The 19,600-nt window shown below is 68.7% G+C and carries 21 protein-coding genes; 5 read left to right on the top strand and 16 right to left on the bottom strand.

Annotated features, from left to right (window positions below; all coding sequences use genetic code 11):
• The first annotated feature begins 38 nt into the window (after positions 1 to 38).
• The gene (gene uraD, locus ACLHG5_RS07395; RefSeq protein WP_411318286.1) at positions 39 to 545 is read left to right on the top strand and encodes a 2-oxo-4-hydroxy-4-carboxy-5-ureidoimidazoline decarboxylase; all 507 of its coding nucleotides are present in this window, start codon (positions 39 to 41) and stop codon (positions 543 to 545) included.
• Complete coding sequence (uraH, locus tag ACLHG5_RS07390; protein WP_411318285.1) at positions 542 to 874, top strand: hydroxyisourate hydrolase; 333 nt, start codon at positions 542 to 544, stop codon at positions 872 to 874. The genes uraD and uraH overlap by 4 nt, the downstream gene beginning before the upstream one ends.
• Before the next feature lie 17 nt (positions 875 to 891).
• Here the strand turns inward: uraH and ACLHG5_RS07385 are convergent, their stop codons facing one another.
• From ACLHG5_RS07385 to ACLHG5_RS07355, 7 genes are all read right to left on the bottom strand, one after another.
• Positions 892 to 1,395, bottom strand: coding sequence for a nucleoside deaminase (locus ACLHG5_RS07385; protein WP_411318284.1), 504 nt, complete (start codon positions 1,393 to 1,395; stop codon positions 892 to 894).
• Positions 1,392 to 2,297 carry a factor-independent urate hydroxylase gene (pucL, locus tag ACLHG5_RS07380; protein WP_411318283.1) on the bottom strand — a complete coding sequence of 302 codons (906 nt, stop codon included), beginning with the start codon at positions 2,295 to 2,297 and terminating at the stop codon, positions 1,392 to 1,394. The genes ACLHG5_RS07385 and pucL overlap by 4 nt, the downstream gene beginning before the upstream one ends.
• Positions 2,298 to 2,343: 46 nt before the next feature.
• Positions 2,344 to 3,699, bottom strand: a complete 1,356-nt coding sequence (gene allB, locus ACLHG5_RS07375; protein WP_411318282.1) for an allantoinase AllB — start codon at positions 3,697 to 3,699, stop codon at positions 2,344 to 2,346.
• Between the two features lie 42 nt (positions 3,700 to 3,741).
• A complete protein-coding gene (locus tag ACLHG5_RS07370) occupies positions 3,742 to 4,689 on the bottom strand; it encodes a hypothetical protein (protein WP_411318281.1) in 948 nt (315 codons plus the stop codon).
• Positions 4,690 to 4,808: 119 nt separating this feature from the next.
• Positions 4,809 to 5,948 carry a hypothetical protein gene (locus tag ACLHG5_RS07365; RefSeq protein ID WP_411318280.1) on the bottom strand — a complete coding sequence of 380 codons (1,140 nt, stop codon included), beginning with the start codon at positions 5,946 to 5,948 and terminating at the stop codon, positions 4,809 to 4,811.
• Between the two features lie 54 nt (positions 5,949 to 6,002).
• Entirely contained in the window at positions 6,003 to 7,094 is a 1,092-nt protein-coding gene (locus ACLHG5_RS07360) for a type I restriction endonuclease (protein WP_411318279.1), read from the bottom strand.
• Positions 7,095 to 7,442: 348 nt separating this feature from the next.
• Entirely contained in the window at positions 7,443 to 8,279 is an 837-nt protein-coding gene (locus ACLHG5_RS07355) for an alpha/beta fold hydrolase (protein ID WP_411318278.1), read from the bottom strand.
• Between the two features lie 201 nt (positions 8,280 to 8,480).
• Here ACLHG5_RS07355 and ACLHG5_RS07350 point away from each other — a divergent pair, with 201 nt between their 5' ends.
• Entirely contained in the window at positions 8,481 to 9,536 is a 1,056-nt protein-coding gene (locus tag ACLHG5_RS07350) for a methylenetetrahydrofolate reductase C-terminal domain-containing protein (protein WP_411318277.1), read from the top strand.
• Between the two features lies 1 nt (position 9,537).
• On the opposite strand, the gene ACLHG5_RS07345 is transcribed toward ACLHG5_RS07350, so the two are convergent.
• From ACLHG5_RS07345 to ACLHG5_RS07305, 9 genes are all read right to left on the bottom strand, one after another.
• Positions 9,538 to 9,948: an NUDIX hydrolase gene (locus ACLHG5_RS07345; protein WP_411318276.1), complete on the bottom strand. Its 411-nt coding sequence runs from the start codon at positions 9,946 to 9,948 to the stop codon at positions 9,538 to 9,540.
• Positions 9,949 to 9,952: 4 nt separating this feature from the next.
• Positions 9,953 to 10,582: a pyridoxamine 5'-phosphate oxidase family protein gene (locus ACLHG5_RS07340; protein WP_411318275.1), complete on the bottom strand. Its 630-nt coding sequence runs from the start codon at positions 10,580 to 10,582 to the stop codon at positions 9,953 to 9,955.
• Positions 10,579 to 11,391 (bottom strand): creatininase family protein, encoded by an 813-nt coding sequence (locus tag ACLHG5_RS07335; RefSeq protein ID WP_411318274.1) that lies wholly within the window; start codon positions 11,389 to 11,391, stop codon positions 10,579 to 10,581. Before ACLHG5_RS07335 ends, ACLHG5_RS07340 begins: the two co-directional genes overlap by 4 nt.
• A complete protein-coding gene (locus tag ACLHG5_RS07330; protein ID WP_411318273.1) occupies positions 11,388 to 12,770 on the bottom strand; it encodes an FAD-binding oxidoreductase in 1,383 nt (460 codons plus the stop codon). Before ACLHG5_RS07330 ends, ACLHG5_RS07335 begins: the two co-directional genes overlap by 4 nt.
• Before the next feature lie 85 nt (positions 12,771 to 12,855).
• Entirely contained in the window at positions 12,856 to 13,620 is a 765-nt protein-coding gene (locus ACLHG5_RS07325; protein WP_411314837.1) for an SDR family NAD(P)-dependent oxidoreductase, read from the bottom strand.
• A gap of 19 nt (positions 13,621 to 13,639) precedes the next feature.
• Positions 13,640 to 14,809, bottom strand: coding sequence for an ABC transporter substrate-binding protein (locus ACLHG5_RS07320; protein ID WP_411314838.1), 1,170 nt, complete (start codon positions 14,807 to 14,809; stop codon positions 13,640 to 13,642).
• Positions 14,810 to 14,874: 65 nt separating this feature from the next.
• A complete protein-coding gene (locus ACLHG5_RS07315) occupies positions 14,875 to 15,735 on the bottom strand; it encodes an ABC transporter permease (RefSeq protein WP_411314839.1) in 861 nt (286 codons plus the stop codon).
• Positions 15,732 to 16,505: an ABC transporter ATP-binding protein gene (locus ACLHG5_RS07310; protein ID WP_411314840.1), complete on the bottom strand. Its 774-nt coding sequence runs from the start codon at positions 16,503 to 16,505 to the stop codon at positions 15,732 to 15,734. Before ACLHG5_RS07310 ends, ACLHG5_RS07315 begins: the two co-directional genes overlap by 4 nt.
• A gap of 5 nt (positions 16,506 to 16,510) precedes the next feature.
• Positions 16,511 to 17,761, bottom strand: coding sequence for an amidohydrolase family protein (locus ACLHG5_RS07305; RefSeq protein ID WP_411318272.1), 1,251 nt, complete (start codon positions 17,759 to 17,761; stop codon positions 16,511 to 16,513).
• 194 nt (positions 17,762 to 17,955) lie between these two features.
• Here ACLHG5_RS07305 and ACLHG5_RS07300 point away from each other — a divergent pair, with 194 nt between their 5' ends.
• Complete coding sequence (locus ACLHG5_RS07300) at positions 17,956 to 18,591, top strand: helix-turn-helix domain-containing protein (protein WP_411318271.1); 636 nt, start codon at positions 17,956 to 17,958, stop codon at positions 18,589 to 18,591.
• Complete coding sequence (locus ACLHG5_RS07295) at positions 18,588 to 19,562, top strand: PDR/VanB family oxidoreductase (protein ID WP_411318270.1); 975 nt, start codon at positions 18,588 to 18,590, stop codon at positions 19,560 to 19,562. The genes ACLHG5_RS07300 and ACLHG5_RS07295 overlap by 4 nt, the downstream gene beginning before the upstream one ends.
• The last annotated feature ends 38 nt before the right edge of the window (positions 19,563 to 19,600 follow it).

Raw genomic sequence — 19,600 nt, 5'->3', positions numbered from 1 at the left:
CGGTGCCGGAAAGCGGCACCGACGGGAGGTCGATGCGCGTGATCGGTGAGACGGAAGCCGCCCTCCGGGGCGACCTGGAGGCCGCACTCGGGGTCGCGCGGTGGGTCGACGAGGTCGCCGCGTCTGCTCCGTTCGCCGACCTCGACGAACTGTTGGGTGTCGCCGCGAGCGCCGCGACGCCGCTGAGCGAATCGGAGATCGACGAGGCGATGGCGCACCATCCGCGCATCGGCGAACGCCCCACCGGTGACGGCGCGGCGGCGGCGTTCTCCCGCACGGAACAGGCTTCGCTCGGTGCGGCGTCGAGCAGCGCGACCGACGACGAGGTGCTCGCCGCGGCCATCGCCGAAGGCAACCGTCGCTACGAAGACCGCTTCGGGCGCATCTTCCTCATCCGCGCCGCCGGCAGGTCGAAGCGCGAGATCCTCGAAGAACTCGAGCGCCGCCTCGACCTCGACGAGCGTTCGGAGCTCGCCCTCGTCGGCAGTGAACTCCGCGACATCGCCCTCATCCGCCTCGAAAAAACCTACGGAGATCCCCAGTGAGCCACGTCACCACCCACGTTCTCGACACCGCCCTCGGCCGACCCGCTGTGGGGGTGCCCGTGGCGCTCTCGTGGCGCAGCGACGGCACGTGGGTGCCCCTCGCCATCGCCGCGACGGATGCCGACGGCCGCGTGTCGACGCTCGGACCCGACGCTCTCGAGCCGGGCCGGCACCGCCTCATCTTCGACACCGGGAGCTACTTCGCCTCGACCGACAAGGCGGGGTTCTTTCCCGAGGTGACCCTCGAGTTCGATGTCGGGGGCGACGAGCACTACCACGTGCCCCTGCTGCTGAGCCCGTTCGCGTTCAGCAGCTACCGCGGGTCGTAGGCGCTCCCGGGCCCGGGTCAGTAATCGGTGCGATCGCCCTTGCCGAGCCACGCGTCGAACGGAGCTGCCGACTCGGGCAGCCTGAGCGACTCGATCGCGGTCGGCCACGTCGCCCGGTCGCGCGCGAACAGCTCGTAGAACTCGAGGTCGTCGAAGCCGCCTCGCGCCGCATCGTGGCGGTCCGCCGCGAACACGACGCGATCGAGCCGCGCCCACAGCGACGCCGAGACGCACAGCGGGCACGGCTCGCACGAGGTGTAGAGGGTCGCCCCGGCGAGAGAGAAATCTCCCGCGGCCTGACACGCCGCGCGGATGGCCTGCACCTCGGCGTGCGCGGTCGGGTCGAGGTCGCGCGTCACCCGGTTCTGACCGATCGCGAGAAGCTCGCCGTCGCGCACGATGACCGCGCCGAACGGGCCGCCTCCCGCCGCGACGTTCTCGGTCGCGAGGGTCACGGCGTGGGCGAGCCAGCGCTCGTCCGTCTGCGCGAGGGCCGGGCCCGCGTCATCCGCAGCACTCATGCGAGGCCCGATCCGGCGTCCCACGCAGATCCCGGGTCGCTCGCATCATCGCGCGTGATGTTCGCCTGGATGAGGCCGTACGGTCGGTCGGCGGCGTGGAAGACCTCACCGCTGTTCTCGAGCCCGAACGGCGAGAGGTCGGCGAGGAAGTGGTGCTTGTTGGGCGCGGAGAACCGGATCTCCGCGATCTCCGGGTGGGCGGCGAGCACGGCCTTACCCATGTGCCACAGGGTCTGCTGCAGCGCGAGCGACTGCAGGGTCGCGAACTGCGCCACGAGAATGCGCTTGACGCTCGCATACACGGCGTCCCACTCGACGTCGAGAGTCTCGAAGCGCCACCGCGCCACGAGGGAGGTCGCGAGCACGCGATCCGAGGTCGCCGGCAGGGTCGTGTATTCGTCGACGAGGAAGTCGCGGAACTCGGAGCCCGTCGACTTGAGCAGCACGAGGTCTTTGAGGCCCCCGACGACGTGCACGTGTCGGTCGTCTCCTGTGCCGTCGACGGTGATCGCGGCGGTGCGCACCTCTTCGCCCGCGCGCACCCAGGTGTGGTCGTGCTCGGCGCCGTCGACGACGGCGCGAGTCCAGCCGTACTGCTCGATCTCGATGCGCGCTCCCGTGACCGGGTCGATGTCATCGACGAAGTGGCGCGCGAGGGCGAGACCGAAAGTCTCGATCGACTCGATGCCGACCGACTTGGCGTAGGCGTACGCGGTGTTCTTCTGGGTGTCGGTCGGGAGCACTTGCGACTGGTCGCCGTAGAGGTGTGCTTCGGCGAAGCTGCCCCGCAGACTCGTGCTCACGTTGAGATCCTGGATCTCGTGCCGAGCGCTGTCGCGACGGAACCGCACGAGGCGGGATTCGGCTTTGCCGTACTGATGTGACCCGAGGACTATCGCCATAGCGGGATTCTGACACCCGCATGTGACCGCCGTGTTTCGCCGCCCGTCAGGATGCGGGGCGCTCGAGGAGGGCTCCGGACGGGAGCCCGTCGATGTCGATGCGGTGACCGCGCAACCACACGTCGTCGACACGACCGAGCACACCGGCGCCGTCGAACGCCGAGACGGGGTTCTTGTGCTCGAGCCGGGTCGCATCGACGGTCGAGGCCCACGTGGGGAGGAACACCGCGAGGTCGGCGTCGGCGCCGATCGCGATGCGACCCTTCGCGGGAAGACCGAGGAAGTCGGCGGGGCCGCGAGACATCCACTCCACGACGCGTTCGAGCGAGATGCCGCGCCGGTGCGCCTCGGCCCACACCGCCGTGAGCCCGACCTGGAGCCCCGCGATTCCGCCCCACGCGACGCCGAAGTCGCCATCGTGCGCGAACTTGAGTTCGCGCGTGCTCGGGGAGTGATCGGAGACGATGATGTCGATGACGCCGTCGGTGAGACCCTGCCAGAGGGCATCGCGATTGGCGCTGTCGCGAATGGGAGGGCAGCACTTGAACTGGGTCGCGCCGTCGGGGATCTCCTCGGCGGTGAGGCACAGGTAGTGGGGGCACGTCTCGACGGTGATCGGGAGGCCGTCGGCGCGTGCGGCGGCGAGGGCGGGGAGGGCGGCCCCGCTCGACAGGTGCAGGATGTGTGCGCGTGCGCCGGTGCGCCGCACACCCGCGATGACGCGATCGATCGCGACCGTCTCGACGGAGTCGGGGCGGGAGGCCTCGAAAGCCCGGTAGTCGCGCCCCCCGTGCTTCTCGTGCCTCGCGAGCTCGTCGGGGTCTTCCGCGTGCACGATGAGCACCGAACCGAGCGCGGCCACCTCGGCCAGGGCCTCGTCGAGGCCCGCGCTGTCGAGGTGAGGAAACTCGTTGACACCCGACGGGGCGAGGAAGGCTTTGAAGCCGAAGACCCCGCGATCGTGGAGTGGCGCGAGCGAGCCGAGACTGGCCGGGATCGCCCCGCCCCAGAAACCGACGTCGACGAACGACTGGGGTCTCGCGACATCCTGCTTCGTGTCGAGGGCGTCGACGTCGACCGTCGCCGGGATGCTGTTGAGCGGCATGTCGACGATCGTCGTGACACCGCCGGATGCCGCGGCGCGCGTGGCGCTCGCGAAGCCCTCCCACTCGGTGCGGCCCGGTTCGTTCACGTGCACGTGGCTGTCGACGAGCCCGGGCACGAGCACGGTGTCGGCGTCGAGGGTCACGATCTCGGCGGCGTCGATCCACTCGCCCGTGCCGTCGTGGAGGGGTTCCACGTCGACGATGACCCCGTCGCGCACGGAGATCGTCGCCGGGCGGAACACCCCGTCGACGAGGGCGGATGTCGCGTGGACGAGCAGATCGAGGGGCGCAGACATGACGTCCTTCCGGGGTGGGATGGAGCCATTATCGCCGAACTGTCAGCGCGTCGATGCGGTCGCGCCGCCCTCGTCCCTCGCGTGGGCGCGGCTCTGGCTCACGTGTGTCTGGCTCACGCGGCTCTGACTGGTATCGCTCGGACTGGCATTGCTCGACTCCGCGAGGGAGGTGCTGGCGTGTCTCGGGCCGGCGGTGGTGGTGCGGGGGCGGGGAGCGGAGGGTGCCGGGTCGGACCCGGAGCCGGCGATGACACTCGCGTCGATCGGAAGGGCATCGGCGAGGTGGTTTCCCCACACGCGGTAGGTGAAGGTGAATCGCTGTTCGACGCCTTCGGGCCGCCACACCGACTCGGTGAGTTCGCGAGGGAAGAGCATGACCGTGACCCCGTGGAACTCTGCGGCGACGAGTCGCGTGTGCCGGTTGAGGAGCCTGCTGTGGTGGCCGGCAGCGACTCGAGCAGCCTTCGACATGCTGCCCGCGTTGTCGAGCGGCGGGATGTCGGAGATCACGATCTGCGCGGTGACGGGCAGCCGCTCGCGCAACGCCGCGAGGGTCGCCCGGAGGTGCCTCTCCCACGTCGTCGCTGCCATGATCCGGAGGGTGTCGGAGATGCCGGCGAGGATGACGACCGCGTCGGCTTTCGCGAGGTTGTTCGTGAGCCCCTCGACGACACCCGGTCCCTCGGCGATGCGCGACCCCGGCAGCGGGCTGATCGACCACGACACCCCTCGCGAGGTGACGGTCGCCAGATGGCGCGCGAAGAACGCGGGCAGCGAGAGCTCGTGGGAGCGCACACCGAGGCTGATCTCGCCTGGCTCGCCGATGAAGACGACCCGGTCGGGGTCGGGTCCGTCGACGAGGCCGCGCGGCGGGTCGTCGGGGTAGACGTCTTCCGACGCGTCGTTCCGCCGGAAGATGAATTCGGCGACGTGCGCGAATCGCGTCGACCGGTAGATGGTGGAACGGAGGGTGCGCAGTGGTCCTGGCATTCGAGCGTCCTTCGGTGAGCCTCGCTGACGATGCCTCCCGCGGGCGCGCCGCGACAGGATCGCGGGGGTCACGGCGATGTGCCCACTGTAGGCGTGTTCGCCCGAGAGGGGAACGGTCTCTATTCGACGAGCGCCGTGACGAGGATCACCGCGCAGAAGAATGCGACCACCGCGAACGTGGCGATGTGCGCTTTACTCATCCCGAATCGCAACCTCCGACCCTGCGATGCGGCGACCGGGGCGCTCTGCCCGGCGGGGGGTGCTGCAACGCCGTCGGCTGCCGCGGCGGCGACGAGATCATCGTCTCGGCGGTCATCCCGCCAGCGCTCCCACCGGGTCACCTTCTCGGTGACCGCGTCGACTGCGTCGGCGAGGCCGGACCAGGTGGCCGGGTGGAGCGTTACGACGTCGCGCGTGGTCACGAGAAAGAGCCAATCGTCGATGATCTCGATGTCGTAGCCGCTCACCGAATCGATGAGCCGCGCCATGATGTCGGGCGTGAAGAGGTAGAGCGCGTCGCGCTCGTAGCCCGCCGGGCAGTAGAGAGCGAAGTGCGTGTCGAAGTCGCCCTCGAGCGAGAGCCGCAGGGCGCGGGTGGGCATCGCGCGCAACTCCAGAGGGTGCCGATTGTCGTCGGCGTGCAGCACGATGTGGGGAAGCGCGGTGGTCAACCTGATGGCGCAGTAACCGCCGAACTGGGTGTTCCGATCGGTCGCGCTGCCCCACGCGAGCTCGAAGTTGGCGAACTCGACGCTCCTCCCCGCGGCCGAACGCATCAACCGGGAGACGACGAGGCGGCCACGATCGCGCCACGGGGTGATATGGCCGCCCGCGTAGGGGCCCGGGCTGTAGACGAGTCCGTTGTCTGCCGCGAATCTCGCGAGGCGGTAGTGCCTCTCGGGGGTGCCTCGCTGTCTTCGTGAACGCACCCAGAACCATCCGAGGGTCACTCCTGCGGCGACGAACAGAGCGACGATGAAACTCATCGCGGCGAGCTCGCTCGCCATGTCGGCGGAGGCACCTTCGACCTCTTGCGTGATTCCGACGACCATGGTGAGCAGACCGATGATGCCGGCCGCGACGCCCACGCTCGCGGTGACCCTGCGGAACGCCCCGAGCGGCGCCTTCACACTCGAGTGCTGCGCGGCGAAAGCCCGGTAGAACCTCGAGACATCGCGTCGACGCGTTCGTGCGGTGAGAGCGTCGGTGTTCAGCGCGGGCAGGTAGGACGCGGCCGTGGCCGACGATGGAGTGGTCATGCGGTGCGATGGCTCACCAGACGGCGGATCGATCAGGGAACACGATGAGTAGGCCTATCGGAACGCCCGGACGGTTGAGCGAATCAGCTCGGCGTGCTCGTAGATGTCGTCGAGATTCTCTATCGGTATCTTCGTCTCGTTCTTGGCATCGTCGAAGACACCCAGGTATTTCTGCTTCTTGCCGTTGAACCAGAGTCGTGCGATCGGTTTACGGTTGTTGTCATCTAGAAGCACCGCGAAGTAGGACTTTGCGTCGCGACTCGTCACCCGCTGGGGTTTCACCTCTGCGCAGGCGATCGCCTTCACGATCTGATATCCCTCGAGCTCCTCCAGAGTCGTCTCGATCTCCGTGTCGCGGTCGAGGTCTCCCTCGACGATCGACTGACTCGCAATAGCCGCAGGGTCTCCCATCGTTACCGACGGAACGGATGTTGCACCGAGTGCAGTTTTGAGGCGGTCGTTGACCTGCTCATTGAGGAATTGTTTTGTCGCTTTGCTCACCAGAAGCGTGAATTGCTCCCTCACCTTTTGAGTGAAAGCCCCGTCGTAAACACGGCCGGTGAAGAATTTGACCCACTCATCAGCAGGCTCGCGAAATTGCGCCGCGATCTCCCGCTTGAGTGCGCCGACATATTTGAGTTCCTCTGCCGCGTTGATGATCGAGTCGAGGTCGAAGATGTCCTTCGTCAGCTTCTTGAGCTCGGGGATGAGGGTCTCGTCGATGTCCGCGAGGTCAAGCACGAGGAACGGCTTATCGTCCATCCGATTGGGGGCGTCGAGGTCGGTGTAGAAGTTGTAGACCTCACCGTTCGTCAGGACGGCGATTCGAGCGTTGGTGACGGCGAAATACCTGAAAAGCTGCGAAGCATGCTCGATGCGCAACGGGCCCGTCGAGCTCTTGCACTCGATGAGGATCTGGACTTCGCTCTCACGCATGATCGCGTAATCGATCTTCTCGCCCCGCTTCACGCCTACATCGGCGGTGAACTCGGGAACCACTTCGAGCGGGTTGAAGACGTCGTAGCCCAAAATGGTGGAGATGAAAGGCATGACGAAGGCATTCTTCGTCGCCTCTTCAGTTTGGATCGCGTCTCGCTGATTCCGGACCTTCGCAGCCAGAGCGCCCAGTCGTTCCTCGAACTCCATTGTTTCCCCCGTCGATGGATTTGTTCGAGGTTATAGCGTCGACCGCGGGATCCTGTGGCTTGAGTTCCCCCTAGTTGGAGGGACAGAGGCTCGGGCTCGGGGGAACGCGCCCCAACGCGACATCGCGGTCGCGAATCGTTGCTCATCCCGGAGGGGGGCGATATGCGACCGCAATGCTCCGGTGGAGGAGTGGACAATGACGATCTCCGCGCCGAACGTCGAGCCCGAGAACGCGCCCCAACGCGACATCGCGGTCGCACATCGTTGCTCACCCCGGAGGAGAGGAACACTATGCGACCGCGATGCGGTGGTGCGGGCGCGGAACGAGCGGTTCCGCGCCTCACGTGACTACTTCGCGAGGAACTCGAGCAAGGCGCGATTCCACTCGTCGGCGTGGCTCACGTTGACGCCGTGCGGTGCCCCGGGGATGACGACGAGCTCGCTGTGCGCGATCGCGGCGTGCGTGCGCGCTCCCGAACCCTCGAACGGCACGGTGCCATCACCGTCGCCGTGGATCACGAGCGTGGGAACGGTGACCCGGGGCAGGTCGTCGCGGAAGTCGGTCGAGCCGAACGCCGCCATGCACGCGAGCGCAGCGACCTTGCTCGACTGCAACGCGAGGTCGAGGGCATCCTGGCGCTGCCGCTCGGTCACCTTGAGCTCGCCGTCGACGGAGAAGAAATCGGTCGTGAACTGGTCGTAGAACGACTCCTCGCTCGCGGTGAGCTGGGCCGTCATCTCTCCGGCGGCGCTCGGCGCGAGGGGACCCTCGGGGTTGTCGTCGGTCGTCATGAGGTAGGGCGGAACGGCGGAGGCGAACACGACGCTGTGGATGCGCTCGTCGCCGTACTTGGTGAAGTAGCGCGCCACCTCGCCGCCGCCCATCGAGAACCCGACGAGCGTGACATCGGTGAGGTCGAGCTCGGTGAGGAGGGTGTGGAGGTCTTCGGTGAGGGTGTCGTAGGTGTAGCCCGTCTTGGGCTTGTCGCTGCGCCCGAACCCGCGGCGGTCGTAGGTGATCACGCGGTATCCCGCGGAGGCGAAGGCCGGCACTTGCTCCGACCACGATTCGCCCGAGAGCGGCCAGCCGTGGATGAGAACGACGGGGCGACCCGACCCTCCGGTGTCGTCGACGTGCAGGTTGGTGTCTTTGAACAGTCCGTGGTGCGCAGTGATCTCGGTCATCGTCTTCTCCTTCGTGCGCTCGCCGCTGTGGCGGAGCGTGGGGGGTTCGGCACCCCGTTGGCCGGAGTTTGGTCGCGCTCGGGGGTTTGCCAGCGAGCGGCGGCGAACCGGTCTCACCGGAGCCGGTCACACCCGAGCTGGTCACACCGTCGAAACACACCGGGGGTAGCGTGCGGTCCACACCGGTCGAGAGGGGATGTCGTGCCACCCGAGACCGAGATCGTGCGAGCACCCGAGTGCCCCAAGTCGATGGAGTTCGGCCCGTGCGGCGGGGTCGAGGGCGACGGCCGCTGTGAGGTCGCCGAACACGCGTGCGTGTTCCTCGACGTCGACACCGTGCGCTGGTCGCGCGAGCGGTCGGCGCTCGGCCCACCCGCGCGCGACACGTCACCCACCCCGCACACGCCGGCCGACCGGATGCGCGCGCTCCTGGGTTCGGGGCGGGTGGTCGTGGGTGACTTTCCGGCGCGGGCTCTCGACGCCGACTCGATCCGCGAGTGCGCAGACATCCTCGCGGGGTCGACGGATGCGGTGCTCGCCGGCGATTCCGCACGCTCACGCGTGCAGTTCTCGCCCACCTACCGCGCGCAGCTCATCCGCGCCGCGGGCCTCGAGGTCTGGACGGGGCTCAATTGCCGCGATCGCAACAGGGTCGCCCTCGAGGGCGAGCTGGCCGGCCTCGCCCACGTCGGAGTCTCGGGCGTGCACTGCGTGACGGGAGACCACACGGCGACGGGGTCGAGACCCGACGCGCGCCCCGTGTTCGACCTCGACTCGACCCGCCTCGCGGCCGTCGCCCGGGCGGCCGGGCACCTCGTCTCGGTGGGGGAGTCGCCCGCGACGCCCCCGATGGACCGTCGCGCGGAGCGGCTGCGAGAGAAGGAGCGGGCGGGCGCGGAGGTCTGCTTCGTCAACCACGCCGGGGGAGTCGAGCCGGTGCGCGCGTTCATCGCCGAGGCCCGGGCCCTCGGCAGCGGGCTGCGTTTCATCGCGTGCGTTCCGATCGTCGTCGACGTCGAGAGCGCCGCGCTCCTCGCGAGTTTTCCGTCTCTCGTGCTGCCGCCCGGCTACCTCGACGGCATCTTCGCCGCCGATTCTCCGACGGCGGCGGGCATCTCGGCCGCGATCGAGTTGAGCCGTCGATTGCTCGACGTCGACGGGGTCGCGGGTGTCAACCTCTCGGGTGGGGGTGGCGCGGGCGGCGAGCTGCGGTTCGCCGACGCGCTCGCCGAGGTCGGGAGCGCGCTGCGCTCCTGACTCAGGCGCCCCGCCGCACGAGCGCGGGGGCGGTGTCTCTCGTGAGCGGGGCGATCGTCGGCCCCCCGAGCTCGTCGACGGCGAACCAGCGCAGCTCCGCGATCTCGGCGGCCGCCGTCACGATCACGGGCGCGCTCACCCGCACCGCGAACATCTCGGCGACGAGAGCGTGCCCCCGCTCGTTGGCGGCGTCGGCCTCGAAACTGCCGAGGTAGTGGAGGTCGGCGGGGTCGACTCGCAACCCCACCTCTTCGTGCAACTCGCGAGCGAGGGCATCCGCAGCCGACTCTCCCGGCTCGGGTTTGCCTCCCGGTTGCATGAACATCGTGGTGCCGTGCTTGCGCACGAGCAGCACTCGACCGAACTCGTCGACGATGAGGGCGGCGGAGACGCGGATGATCGGGCGGGACACCCGGTCAGCCTGGCAGGTGATCGACCGCCCACGAAACGCGCGCGTCGGCACGCGATCCGTCGCGCCGGAACTCCGTGCGCCGGCTCGCGGTCACGGGGGAGGACTCCCAGAAGAGGTAGCGCACGGGGGTGATGTCGAACCCGACCCACGTCGGCGACGGGTCGACCGGACCCTCCGGATGCGTCGCCTGCGCGTCACTCCACAGCGCGACCCTCTCGTCGTAGGGCAATCGGGCGTAGTCGGCGTCGTTCACCCACGCGAGCTGCTTGAGGTAGGGCGATCGACGGTGGTACGCCGCCGCGATGCGCTCCTCGGACTGCCGGTGCGCTTCTCCGTGGATGACGAGCTGCCGGTAGAAGTCGGGCCAGACGACGACGATGCAGACGCGGGCATCCGCCTCGATCTCGAGGGCTTTGCGCGAGCGCGCGTCGGTGTGGAACGCGAAGCCCGTGTCGGTCACTTCGGAGAGCAACACTGTGCGCCCGGTCGGGTAGCCGTCGAGCCCGTTCGTCACGAGGGTGATCTGCGGGCGATCGGGGTGCTCGTTGCCCGGCAGCCAGTGCCGGGCGATCTCGTGAGGGTCGGCGTGCAGGGTGTCGTCGGTCGCGGTCGCGGCCGCCGGCTGATCGGTCACGGTGTCGGCCCCGAGGGCGGCGCCTCGAACGTGAACCGGGAGATCTCGAGGAGGGCGTCGACCGAACGGGCGACCGATTCCTCGAAGAGCGCGGCACCCGCCTCCGCCGTCGCGGCCGTCGGGTCGCCGATGACGCCGCTCGCCCCGAAATCGTTGCTGAGCCAACCGAACGACACGGGCTTGTTGTTGAACCCGATGAACTCCATCGCCCCGATGTGCTCGGGCACGTTGCGTTCGGCGCGCGCCATGTCGACGAGGTCGGGGCGCACGTGGAGCACGAGGGAGGTCTCGCCGTGGCCGGCATGGATTCCGAGCCCCGCCTCATCCGCTCCCGCGTCACCGCCGGCGCCCGCGCGTTGAATGCCCGCGGGCATCGTGAAGGTCTTGAGGCCGAAACGCCGGTGCAGCTCGCGATTGGCCACTTGCAGGAGAGCGCCGTTTCCGCCGTGCCCGTTCATGAAGACGAGGGTGCGGGCGGGGGTCGCGGCGATCGACCTGCCGATGTCGACGAGCGTCGCCATGAGGGTGTCCCAGTTCAACCACACCGTGCCGGGAGCCCAGTGGTGCTCGTCGGACTTCGTGTAGGTGAGGGTGGGCAGGATCCAGATGTCGAGACCCGCGTCGGCGGCCCGATCGACGGCGGCGCCCGCGAGTGCGCCCGCGAGCAGAGCGTCGGTCGAGAGCGGCAGATGCGGCCCGTGATGCTCGATCGCTCCCGTGGGGAGCACGATGATCGAGTCCTCGGTGAGACGCTCGGTCACGGCGGTGCCCGAGAGTTCGTCGAGGCGCCGCGACGCGGTGCCCGTCACGACGCGCTCGACACGGACTCGGGCACGAGGGTTCCCGACGAGGTCGCGCGCGGCGCGCTCTCGCCCGACGCGACCTTGCCGGCGCCGGGAGCGGTCACCTCGGCGACGAGCTTTCCGGGGTTGAGCAACCCGAGGGGGTCGGTCTCGCGCGCGGTCGCGAGGGTGCGCTCGACCTCGAAGTCGACGAACCACTGGTGCGGGCTGTGCACGCCGACACCGAGCTCGCGGAGGGCGTCGATGCCCGCGTAGACCTGCTCGGGGCTCTCGTAGACACCCGCGAGCATGCCGATCGGGCCGCGGTGCTGGGATTCGATGTGCAGCATCCCGCCGCGGTAGACCGCGTGCACCTCGTCGATCCGGTCGACGAGCGCGTGTCCGCCGACCTCGAGGTGGAAGTAGGTGCCGGGCGCGCTCTTCTGCAACCACTCGATCGGGTGGTTGTACGAGAGGGTGCTCAATCGCACGCACGCCGTCGGCCCCTCACGCACCTCTTCGACGACCCCTCCCGCGGCTTCAACGAGTCCGCGGGCGGCGTCGAGGGTCGACCTCTCGAGAATCGCGCGGAGGCTCGCGCGGCCCTCGGGGATCGCCGGGTCGGCGGGCAGGGTCGCGGCGATCTCGGCCAGGTCGCCCGAGACGAGTCGCGGTGTCGGGTGCACGCCGCCGACCTCGCGGATGGTCGCGAGCACACCCGAGAAGTCGTCGAAGCTCGCGTAGAACGCGACCCAGTCCTGCACGGGGTCGAGTCGCACGGTCGCGCGCGCGATGATGCCCGCGGTGCCGTAGTTGTGCACGAATTTCTGGGCTTCGTCTCCCTCGACGTGCACGAGTTCCGGTTCCGGGCCGCCGAACACGACGTCGAGCGCGACGACGAATCCCTGGTGGTTGGCGCCGTGCAGGATCGAGCCGGTGCCTCCGGAGCCTCCGGAGAGAAAACCGCCGAGGCTCGACTGGGCTGTGGACGGATACATCCACAACTCCTGTCCGCTCTCGCGTGCGGCTTGTTCGAGCGCGATCATCGGGGCGCCCGCTTCGGCCGTGATGGTGCCGTCACCGACCTCGACGATCGCGCGCGCCTTCGAGAGGTCGAGCACGAGGCCGCCCTGAAGGGGGATGCCTTGACCGTAGTTGCCGGTGCCCTTGCCGCGCGGGGTGATGCCCACGCCGTGGCGCACGGCGGCCGCGACGACCTCGGCGATCTGCTCGGCGCTCGTCGGGAAGGCCACGATGTCGGCGAGACCGAGGGGGAGCAGCTCGGTGATGATCGGCGACATCTTGGCTCCGTCGACGGATGCCTTCTCGCGCGCGCGCATCTCGACCGTCGCGCCGCGAGGCCCGAGTAGCTCGACGAGTTCGGTGTGGAGGTCTTCGACCGTCATGCGGATTCCTTACAGCAGAGGGTGGTTGTGGTCTGGGTGGAGAGGAGCGGGGGAGAGAGGCGCGGTGTCGCGGCGAGCGGCTCGGTCACTGGGCGGCCATGCCGCCGGAGACGTCGATCGCGTGACCGGTGAGATAGTCGGAGTCGCTCGACGCGAGGAAAGCCACGACCCCCGAGACGTCGGCGGGGGTGCCGAGCCGCCCGAGCGGGGAGAACGACGACCAGCGTTCGACGTCGGCATCCGTTCTCGTGGCCGCGCCCATCTCGGTGAGGATGTATCCGGGGCACACGCAATTGACGGTGATGTCGTGTTCGCCGAGCTCGAGCGCCGACACGCGCGTGAGGGCGATGACGGCGGCTTTCGACGCGGCGTAGTGCGCTTGCCCCGCACCGCCGCTCTTGCCCGCCATGCTCGCGATGTTGATGATCGTGCCCGCGGTGCCCGCCGAGATCATCGATCGTGCGGCGATCTGGGTCGTCACGAGCATGGGCCGCGTGTTGATGTCGAACACGTGATCCCACTCTTCGACCGAGATGTCGAGCAGGGGCGTGAGGCGCAGGATGCCCGCGTTGTTGACGAGGATGTCGATGCCTCCGAGGTGCGCGATGGCCGTCTTCATGGCGGCGATCGTCGAGAGCGGATGCAGGAGGTCGACGTCGATGAACCGGCCGCCGATGCGCTCGGCGGTGGGTTCGCCTCGTTCGGTGAGTCTGTCGAGGATCGCCACGTCGGCACCGTCGGCGCTCAACCTCTCGGCGATGTGCGCCCCGATGCCGCGAGCACCCCCGGTGACGACGGCCCGCGCGCCCGCGAGGCGGGCGGAGGTCGAGGTCACCGGGGGTGTCGTCATGATCGTGGCTTCCGTGCCGTTACGGCATTCCGATGGAGTCGTCGATGAACTCGTTGGTCACGAGGTCGTCGACGGAGAGTCCGTCGGCCGGCGGGGTGCCGAGGTCGGTCGCGATGGGGCTCATCGTGTCGAGGATGCCCTGAACGCGGTCGAGGTCGAAGTCACCGACGGTCTCGTTGTCGGCGTTGCCGACGAGACCGAGGTCGACCTGCTGCTGCACCGAGAAGTCGGCGACCTCCTGGGAGTAGACCCACCCCGTGTCGTACTGCTCGACGAGGTCGAGGATGACCTCGGTCGCGGCGGCCGGCTCGGTGTAGAAGTCGACGGTCGCCTGCTGGAACACCGGCGTGATGTCGGCGAGGCACGGGCTGAGCTCTTCGAACTCGGCACTGCGCACCGAGAGGGCGCCGGCGTAGGCGGTCCACCCGGCGTCGTGGATGAGTTCGAACTCGACGGGCTTGTTCCAGCTCTCGACCTCGTTCTCGTAGACGAACGGTTCTGCGCTCGCGAAGCCCTGCTGACCGTCGGCGCCCGCGGCGGCGACGAAGTTCGCCGGGGTGCCGTCGTACGAGCCGTCGACCTGCTCGCGCGACAGCTGGCCGTCGGCGATGAGGTACTCCATGTAGGCGGCGCCGTCGAAGTATCGCACGACGTTGTCGCCGAGCTCTTCGCCGAGTTCGGCGATCGAGCTGACACCGGGGTAGGTCTCCGGGTCCCACATGATCATCTGCGGGTTGATGTCGAGCGGGGCGATGAAGGCTTTGGTGGGGAGGTCGGCCGATTGCTGCACCTGTCCGTCGGTACCGGCGTATCCGATCGTGATGTCGGTGTCCTGATACATCTGGGCGGCGACGGTCTGGAAGCCGATCGCCGGCCCGCCGGAGCGGATCTCCACGTCGACACCGGTGTACTCACCGCTCGCCATGAGCGGCCCCGAGACCGACTTGAGGTCGGCGTCGACGGTGTAGTCCTCGCCGAGCAGCTCGTAGAGCGTGCCGTGCTCCGACTCGGGGTTCCAGTCCGTCTGGATGACGACGGTCGAGGGGCAGTTCTCCGAGAGGTCGATGGCGCCGATCTCCATGTCGTCTCGGGGAGCGGCCTCCTCCTCTCCTGATGCGCAACCGGCGAGGGCGACGACGGCGGCGAGAGCGCCGACGGCCGCGATGGTGCGACGGACTGGTGTGTGCATGGTTCTCCTTGAGTGGGCGGGGTGAGGCGGATGCTGCGGCGGGGAGTGGAGCGGGGAGGGAGGGTCTAGGTGGTCTGTTCGTACCAGCGGCCGACGGCGAGTTTGCCGATGAGCCCGAAGACGAGGAAGATCACGACGCCGAGGAGCGCCGCCGTGATGACCGAGGCGTAGAGCTCCTCGGTCTGCACGCGCGAGGCGTAGACGCTGATGAGGTTGCCGAGACCGGGTTGTCCGCGACGGAAGAACGTGTCGCCGACGATCGCCCCGATGACCGAGAGCCCCGCCGAGATGCGCATCCCGGCGAAGATCGCGGGCATGGCGTTCGGAAACTGCAGTTTGGTGAGCACCGTGAAGCGGCTCGCGCTCTGCAGTTTGAAGAGTTCGCGCTGGCTGCGGTCGACCGACTGCAACCCGAACAGGGTGTTGGAGACCATCGGGAAGAGCGAGATGAGAATGCACACGAGGATGCGGGCTTCGAAGCTGTAGCCGATCGTGACACCGATGAGGGGAACGAGGGCGAGGATCGGGATGCACTGGAGGATGACGGCGTAGGGGAAGAGCGACCGCTCGACCCAGCGGGCTTGCGACATGAGCACGGCCCAGACGATTCCGATGACGATCGAGATCGCGAGCCCGACGAGAGCGACCTGGGTCGACAACGCGAGGGCGCGGAGGAGGTCGGGGGCGATGCCTTCCGCCCCGTTCGTCGGAAAGAACGACTCCGTCACGATGCGGTGCGGCAGCGGCAGCAGGAACGACCGGTTCACACTCTCGAGGTAGCTCGCGACGATGTACCAGCCGACCATGATGAGCACGAAGACGATGAGTGGCGGCCCCACGCGCTTGGCCAGGCTGCTCGATCTCGCCCCCACGCTCACGGTCGCGGGCTGGGTGTTCGACACCGCGGATTTCACTGCTGTGCTCACGAGTGACCTTCTCTCAGTGCGTGCGAGACTTCGCCGCAGAGGGCGGCGAACTCCGGGGTGAAGCGGATGTCGGGGTCGCGAGGGTTCGGAAAGGGAACCTCGAACGTGTCGACGATCTTTCCCGGCCGACCGCTCATGACCACGACCCTCGTGGAGAGGTACACCGCTTCGGCCACGGAGTGGGTGATGAAGAGCCCGGCGAACTGCTGCTCGGCGAAGATGCGGAGCAGTTCGTCGCCGAGGCGTTCGCGCGTGATCTCGTCGAGAGCCCCGAAGGGTTCGTCGAAGAGGAAGAGTTCGGGGTCGAGGGTGAACGATCGCGCGAGCGACGTGCGCATCTTCATGCCGCCCGAGAGCTCCTTCGGGAGGTTCTTCTCGAAGCCCGCGAGCCCGACGAGGTCGATGGCCGCCTTCGCGCTCGCGGCCCGCTGCTTCTTCGGTTGTTTGTTGAGTTCGGCGAGCAGCTCGACGTTCTGCTGCACGGTGCGCCAGGGCAGGAGCGTCGCGTCTTGGAACACGTAGCCGACACGCTTGGTGCGGAGGATCGCCTCGCCCTCGCTCGCCGTCTCGAGGCCCGACGCGATGCGGAGGAGGGTGCTCTTGCCGCATCCGCTCGGCCCGACGACGGTGACGAACTCACCGCGACCGACCGTGAGGTCGACACCCGAGAGGGCGACGGTGCCGTTCGGAAACCTCATGGCGACGTTCGAGAAGTCGAGGAGCGGTTCGGTCGACGTCTTGGGGCGGTCGATGCTTGGTGCGATGGACATGCTGCTCATCTCTCCGACACAGGGGCGGTGGTCTGCGATACGAGGGAGGCCGCGGCGGCGACTCGACTCGTGACGGTCGTGGTGGCGACGAGGCGCCCGGCGTGGATGACGTGGCGGTCGGCAGGAGCGTCGGCGACGACATCCGCGAGGCTCGTTCCGCGCACCGCGAGGAACTCGGCTTTCGCGCCGACGGTCGCCCCCGCCACGGGCAGGCCCATGACCTCGCGCGCTCCGTCGCTCACCGCCGTCACCGCTTCGTCGATCGTGAGGTGGCCTGCGGCGACGAGGAGCATGGCGGTTTCGAGGGCGTCGCTGCGACCGAGCGGGTTGAACGGGTCGCGCACGTTGTCTGCGCCGGCCGCGAACCGGGCCCCCGCGTCGAGGAGCTCGCGCACGGCCGTGAGACCGCGCGGCACCGAGGAGTCGTGGTCCCAGCCCTGGAGGTAGAGGTTGGTGATGGGGTTCGCGATGATTCCGATGCGCGACGCGACCACCTCGGCGATCACGGCGTCGCGCTCGGCCGCGGGGAGGGTGCCGAGCCGCACGCAGTGGCCGGCGGAGACGTTCTGGGTCCAGCCCCGCACGATCGCCGCGAACTCGCCGAGGGTCACGGCGCCGTCGAGCGACTCGTCGGTGTGGAGGTCGACCCCCGACCCGCGGCGCTCGGCGATCGCGAGGAGGCGGCGGAGGTCGGCGCTCGGGTCGTCGGCGAGATGCGGTGCACCGCCCACGAGGTCGAGCCCGAGGTCGAGGGCCGCCTCGACGTGGACGTCGGGGGTCTCGGGGCCGGCGAGCACGACGAGTTCGAGGTCGACGAGGTCGGCGAGCTCGTGCCGCACGCTCACCAGGGCGCGGGCGCACAGGAGCGGGTCGGCTCCACGCAGCACGTCGACGTGGGAGCGGATCGCGGTGGTGCCCTGGCGGAGCATCGCGAGCACTTGTGCGCGGGCTCGGCCGGCGACATCCGCTTCGGTCATCGTGGCCGTGTAGTCGCGCCACGAGTTGATGGCCGAGAGCAGGTCGCCCATCGGGGGTCGGATGGCGTCCCACGAGCGGGCCTTGTCGAGGTGGGAGTGCGGGTCGGCGGTCGCCGTGAGCAGCACGAATCCGGTGAGGTCGAGCTCGGCGGATGTCGGCGCGGCGTCGCCCGCGGGCAGAACCGCCGTCACGGTGTCGCCCTCGATCTCGACGTCGACGACGCGGCCGTCGGGCAGCGTCGCTCCTCGCAAGAGCGTGAGGGGGAGTGGAAGAATCACGAATCTCCTCGCCGGGGCGGGCGGTGCAAAATGTTGATGGCCTCAACATCGGCGAATTTACGCACGCCTCGTTTCGGTCGTGTGTCGCGATCATTCCCGCCTCGTTAATTGGCGGGGACTCCCTTCCGGCGCTGCGGTGATGCTCGCGCCACCGTGCACCGGGGCCCGGATTCCGCCCCCTATAGTCAGAGGCCATGGACACCGAGTCGCCCAGCCACGAGCATCTTCTGGGTCAGCACATCCGGGCGATGCGGCGCTCGCGCCAGCTCACCCTCGTGCAGCTCGCGGCGCTCGCCGAACTCTCGCACCCGTTCCTCTCCCAGCTCGAGCGGGGCCTCACGAGGCCGAGCATGGTGTCGCTCGAGAAGATCGCGCGGGCTCTCGGCAGCAGCCAGCTCGAGTTGCTCTCGGGTGCTGCAGACCTCGCTCGCGGCCTCGTCACCTCGACCCCCACGCTCGTGCGCGCGGGCGAGGGAGACACCGGGCCGTACAGCCTCGGTCACGCGAGGCTCCTCGTGCAGGGCGATCGCCGCTTCCACCCCATGCTCTTCACCGCGAGCAACGCCGACCCGGGCGAGTATCACCAGCACGACGAAGACGAGTTCCTCCACGTGATCTCGGGGCGCTGTGTCGTCGACCTCGCCGACCAGGGCACCTTCGAGCTCGCGCCCGAAGACTCGCTCTACTACGTGGGGGGCTCCCCGCACCGCTGGTTCTCGCCCGACGGCGAGCCCTACCGCCTCTTCGTGGTCAAAGAGCACTTCGCGGTGCGCGACCTCGACAGCGTCTGGGACCCGGCGCTCGCGCTCGAGATGGAGGAGGCGCAGTGAGTTTCTTCAGTGACGTCGAACGCGACTGTGTCGTCGAGGCGACGACGACGGTCGCGAACGACATCGTCGCGATCGATCTCGTGGCGGTCAACGGCCGCGACCTGCCCGCGTGGACCCCCGGTTCGCACATCGACGTGTTGCTGCCGACCTCCGACGGCCCGATCGTGCGGCAGTACTCCCTGTGCGGTGACGTCGCCGATCGGGCGCGCTACCGTGTCGCCGTGTTGCGCGAGACCGACGGCCGGGGCGGCTCCGCCGTCATCCACGACGCTCTCACCGTCGGCACCCCCGTGCGCATCCGCGGACCCCGCAACCACTTCGCCTTCGAGTCGAAGCCGGGGTCGCGCGTCGCGTTCCTCGCGGGCGGGATCGGGGTGACGCCGTTCGTCTCGATGGCCGCGGCGGCCGAGGCCTCGGGTGTCGACTTCACCCTCGATTTCGCGGGGCGATCACGCTCGACGATGGCCTTCGCGGATGATTTCACCGCCGCATACGGCGACCGGGTGCGGGTGCACGCCCGCGACGAGGGGGCCCGCCTCGACCTCGCGGCCTTCATCGCGAGCCTCGACGCCGACACCGTGCTCTACTGCTGCGGCCCCACGCGCCTCATCGAGGCTGTCGAGAGCGCGTGCGCCGAGTGGCCGACGTCGAGACTGCACATCGAGCACTTCGAGGCCAAGGAGTTCGGCGAACCCGTGTGGCAGGAGCCGTTCGAGGTCGAACTCGCGCTCTCGGGGATGACCCTCGAGGTTCCGCTCGATCGCACCATCCTCGAGGTCGTCGAAGAGCAGGGCGTGCTCGTGGTGTCGTCGTGTCGGGTCGGCACGTGCGGCACGTGCGAGACCCCCGTGCTCGACGGCGAGATCGAGCACCGCGACTCCGTGCTCACCCCCGACGAGCAAGACGGGCAAGACACGATGATGATCTGCGTCTCCCGAGCGGCGTGCCCGCGACTCGTTCTCGACCTCTGAGCGCCGCGCTCGTGGCCCGCTCCGCCCTGGTTCGCCGT

Source organism: Marisediminicola sp. LYQ85, from assembly GCF_046600695.1.
Lineage (GTDB): Bacteria > Actinomycetota > Actinomycetes > Actinomycetales > Microbacteriaceae > Marisediminicola.
The sequence above is the reverse complement of the archived record's forward strand: the minus strand, read 5'-3'. Positions and strand labels throughout refer to the sequence as shown.

Excerpts from the sequence above, each read along its gene's own strand:
- ACLHG5_RS07365 (WP_411318280.1), bottom strand. The coding sequence starts at position 5,948 with ATGACCACTCCATCGTCGGCCACGGCCGCGTCCTACCTGCCCGCGCTG.
- ACLHG5_RS07310 (WP_411314840.1), bottom strand. The coding sequence starts at position 16,505 with ATGTCCATCGCACCAAGCATCGACCGCCCCAAGACGTCGACCGAACCG.
- ACLHG5_RS07325 (WP_411314837.1), bottom strand. The coding sequence starts at position 13,620 with ATGACGACACCCCCGGTGACCTCGACCTCCGCCCGCCTCGCGGGCGCG.
- ACLHG5_RS07320 (WP_411314838.1), bottom strand. The coding sequence starts at position 14,809 with ATGCACACACCAGTCCGTCGCACCATCGCGGCCGTCGGCGCTCTCGCC.
- ACLHG5_RS07330 (WP_411318273.1), bottom strand. The coding sequence starts at position 12,770 with ATGACGGTCGAAGACCTCCACACCGAACTCGTCGAGCTACTCGGGCCT.
- ACLHG5_RS07385 (WP_411318284.1), bottom strand. The coding sequence starts at position 1,395 with ATGAGTGCTGCGGATGACGCGGGCCCGGCCCTCGCGCAGACGGACGAG.
- ACLHG5_RS07370 (WP_411318281.1), bottom strand. The coding sequence starts at position 4,689 with ATGCCAGGACCACTGCGCACCCTCCGTTCCACCATCTACCGGTCGACG.
- pucL (WP_411318283.1), bottom strand. The coding sequence starts at position 2,297 with ATGGCGATAGTCCTCGGGTCACATCAGTACGGCAAAGCCGAATCCCGC.
- ACLHG5_RS07355 (WP_411318278.1), bottom strand. The coding sequence starts at position 8,279 with ATGACCGAGATCACTGCGCACCACGGACTGTTCAAAGACACCAACCTG.
- ACLHG5_RS07300 (WP_411318271.1), top strand. The coding sequence starts at position 17,956 with ATGGACACCGAGTCGCCCAGCCACGAGCATCTTCTGGGTCAGCACATC.
- ACLHG5_RS07360 (WP_411318279.1), bottom strand. The coding sequence starts at position 7,094 with ATGGAGTTCGAGGAACGACTGGGCGCTCTGGCTGCGAAGGTCCGGAAT.
- allB (WP_411318282.1), bottom strand. The coding sequence starts at position 3,699 with ATGTCTGCGCCCCTCGATCTGCTCGTCCACGCGACATCCGCCCTCGTC.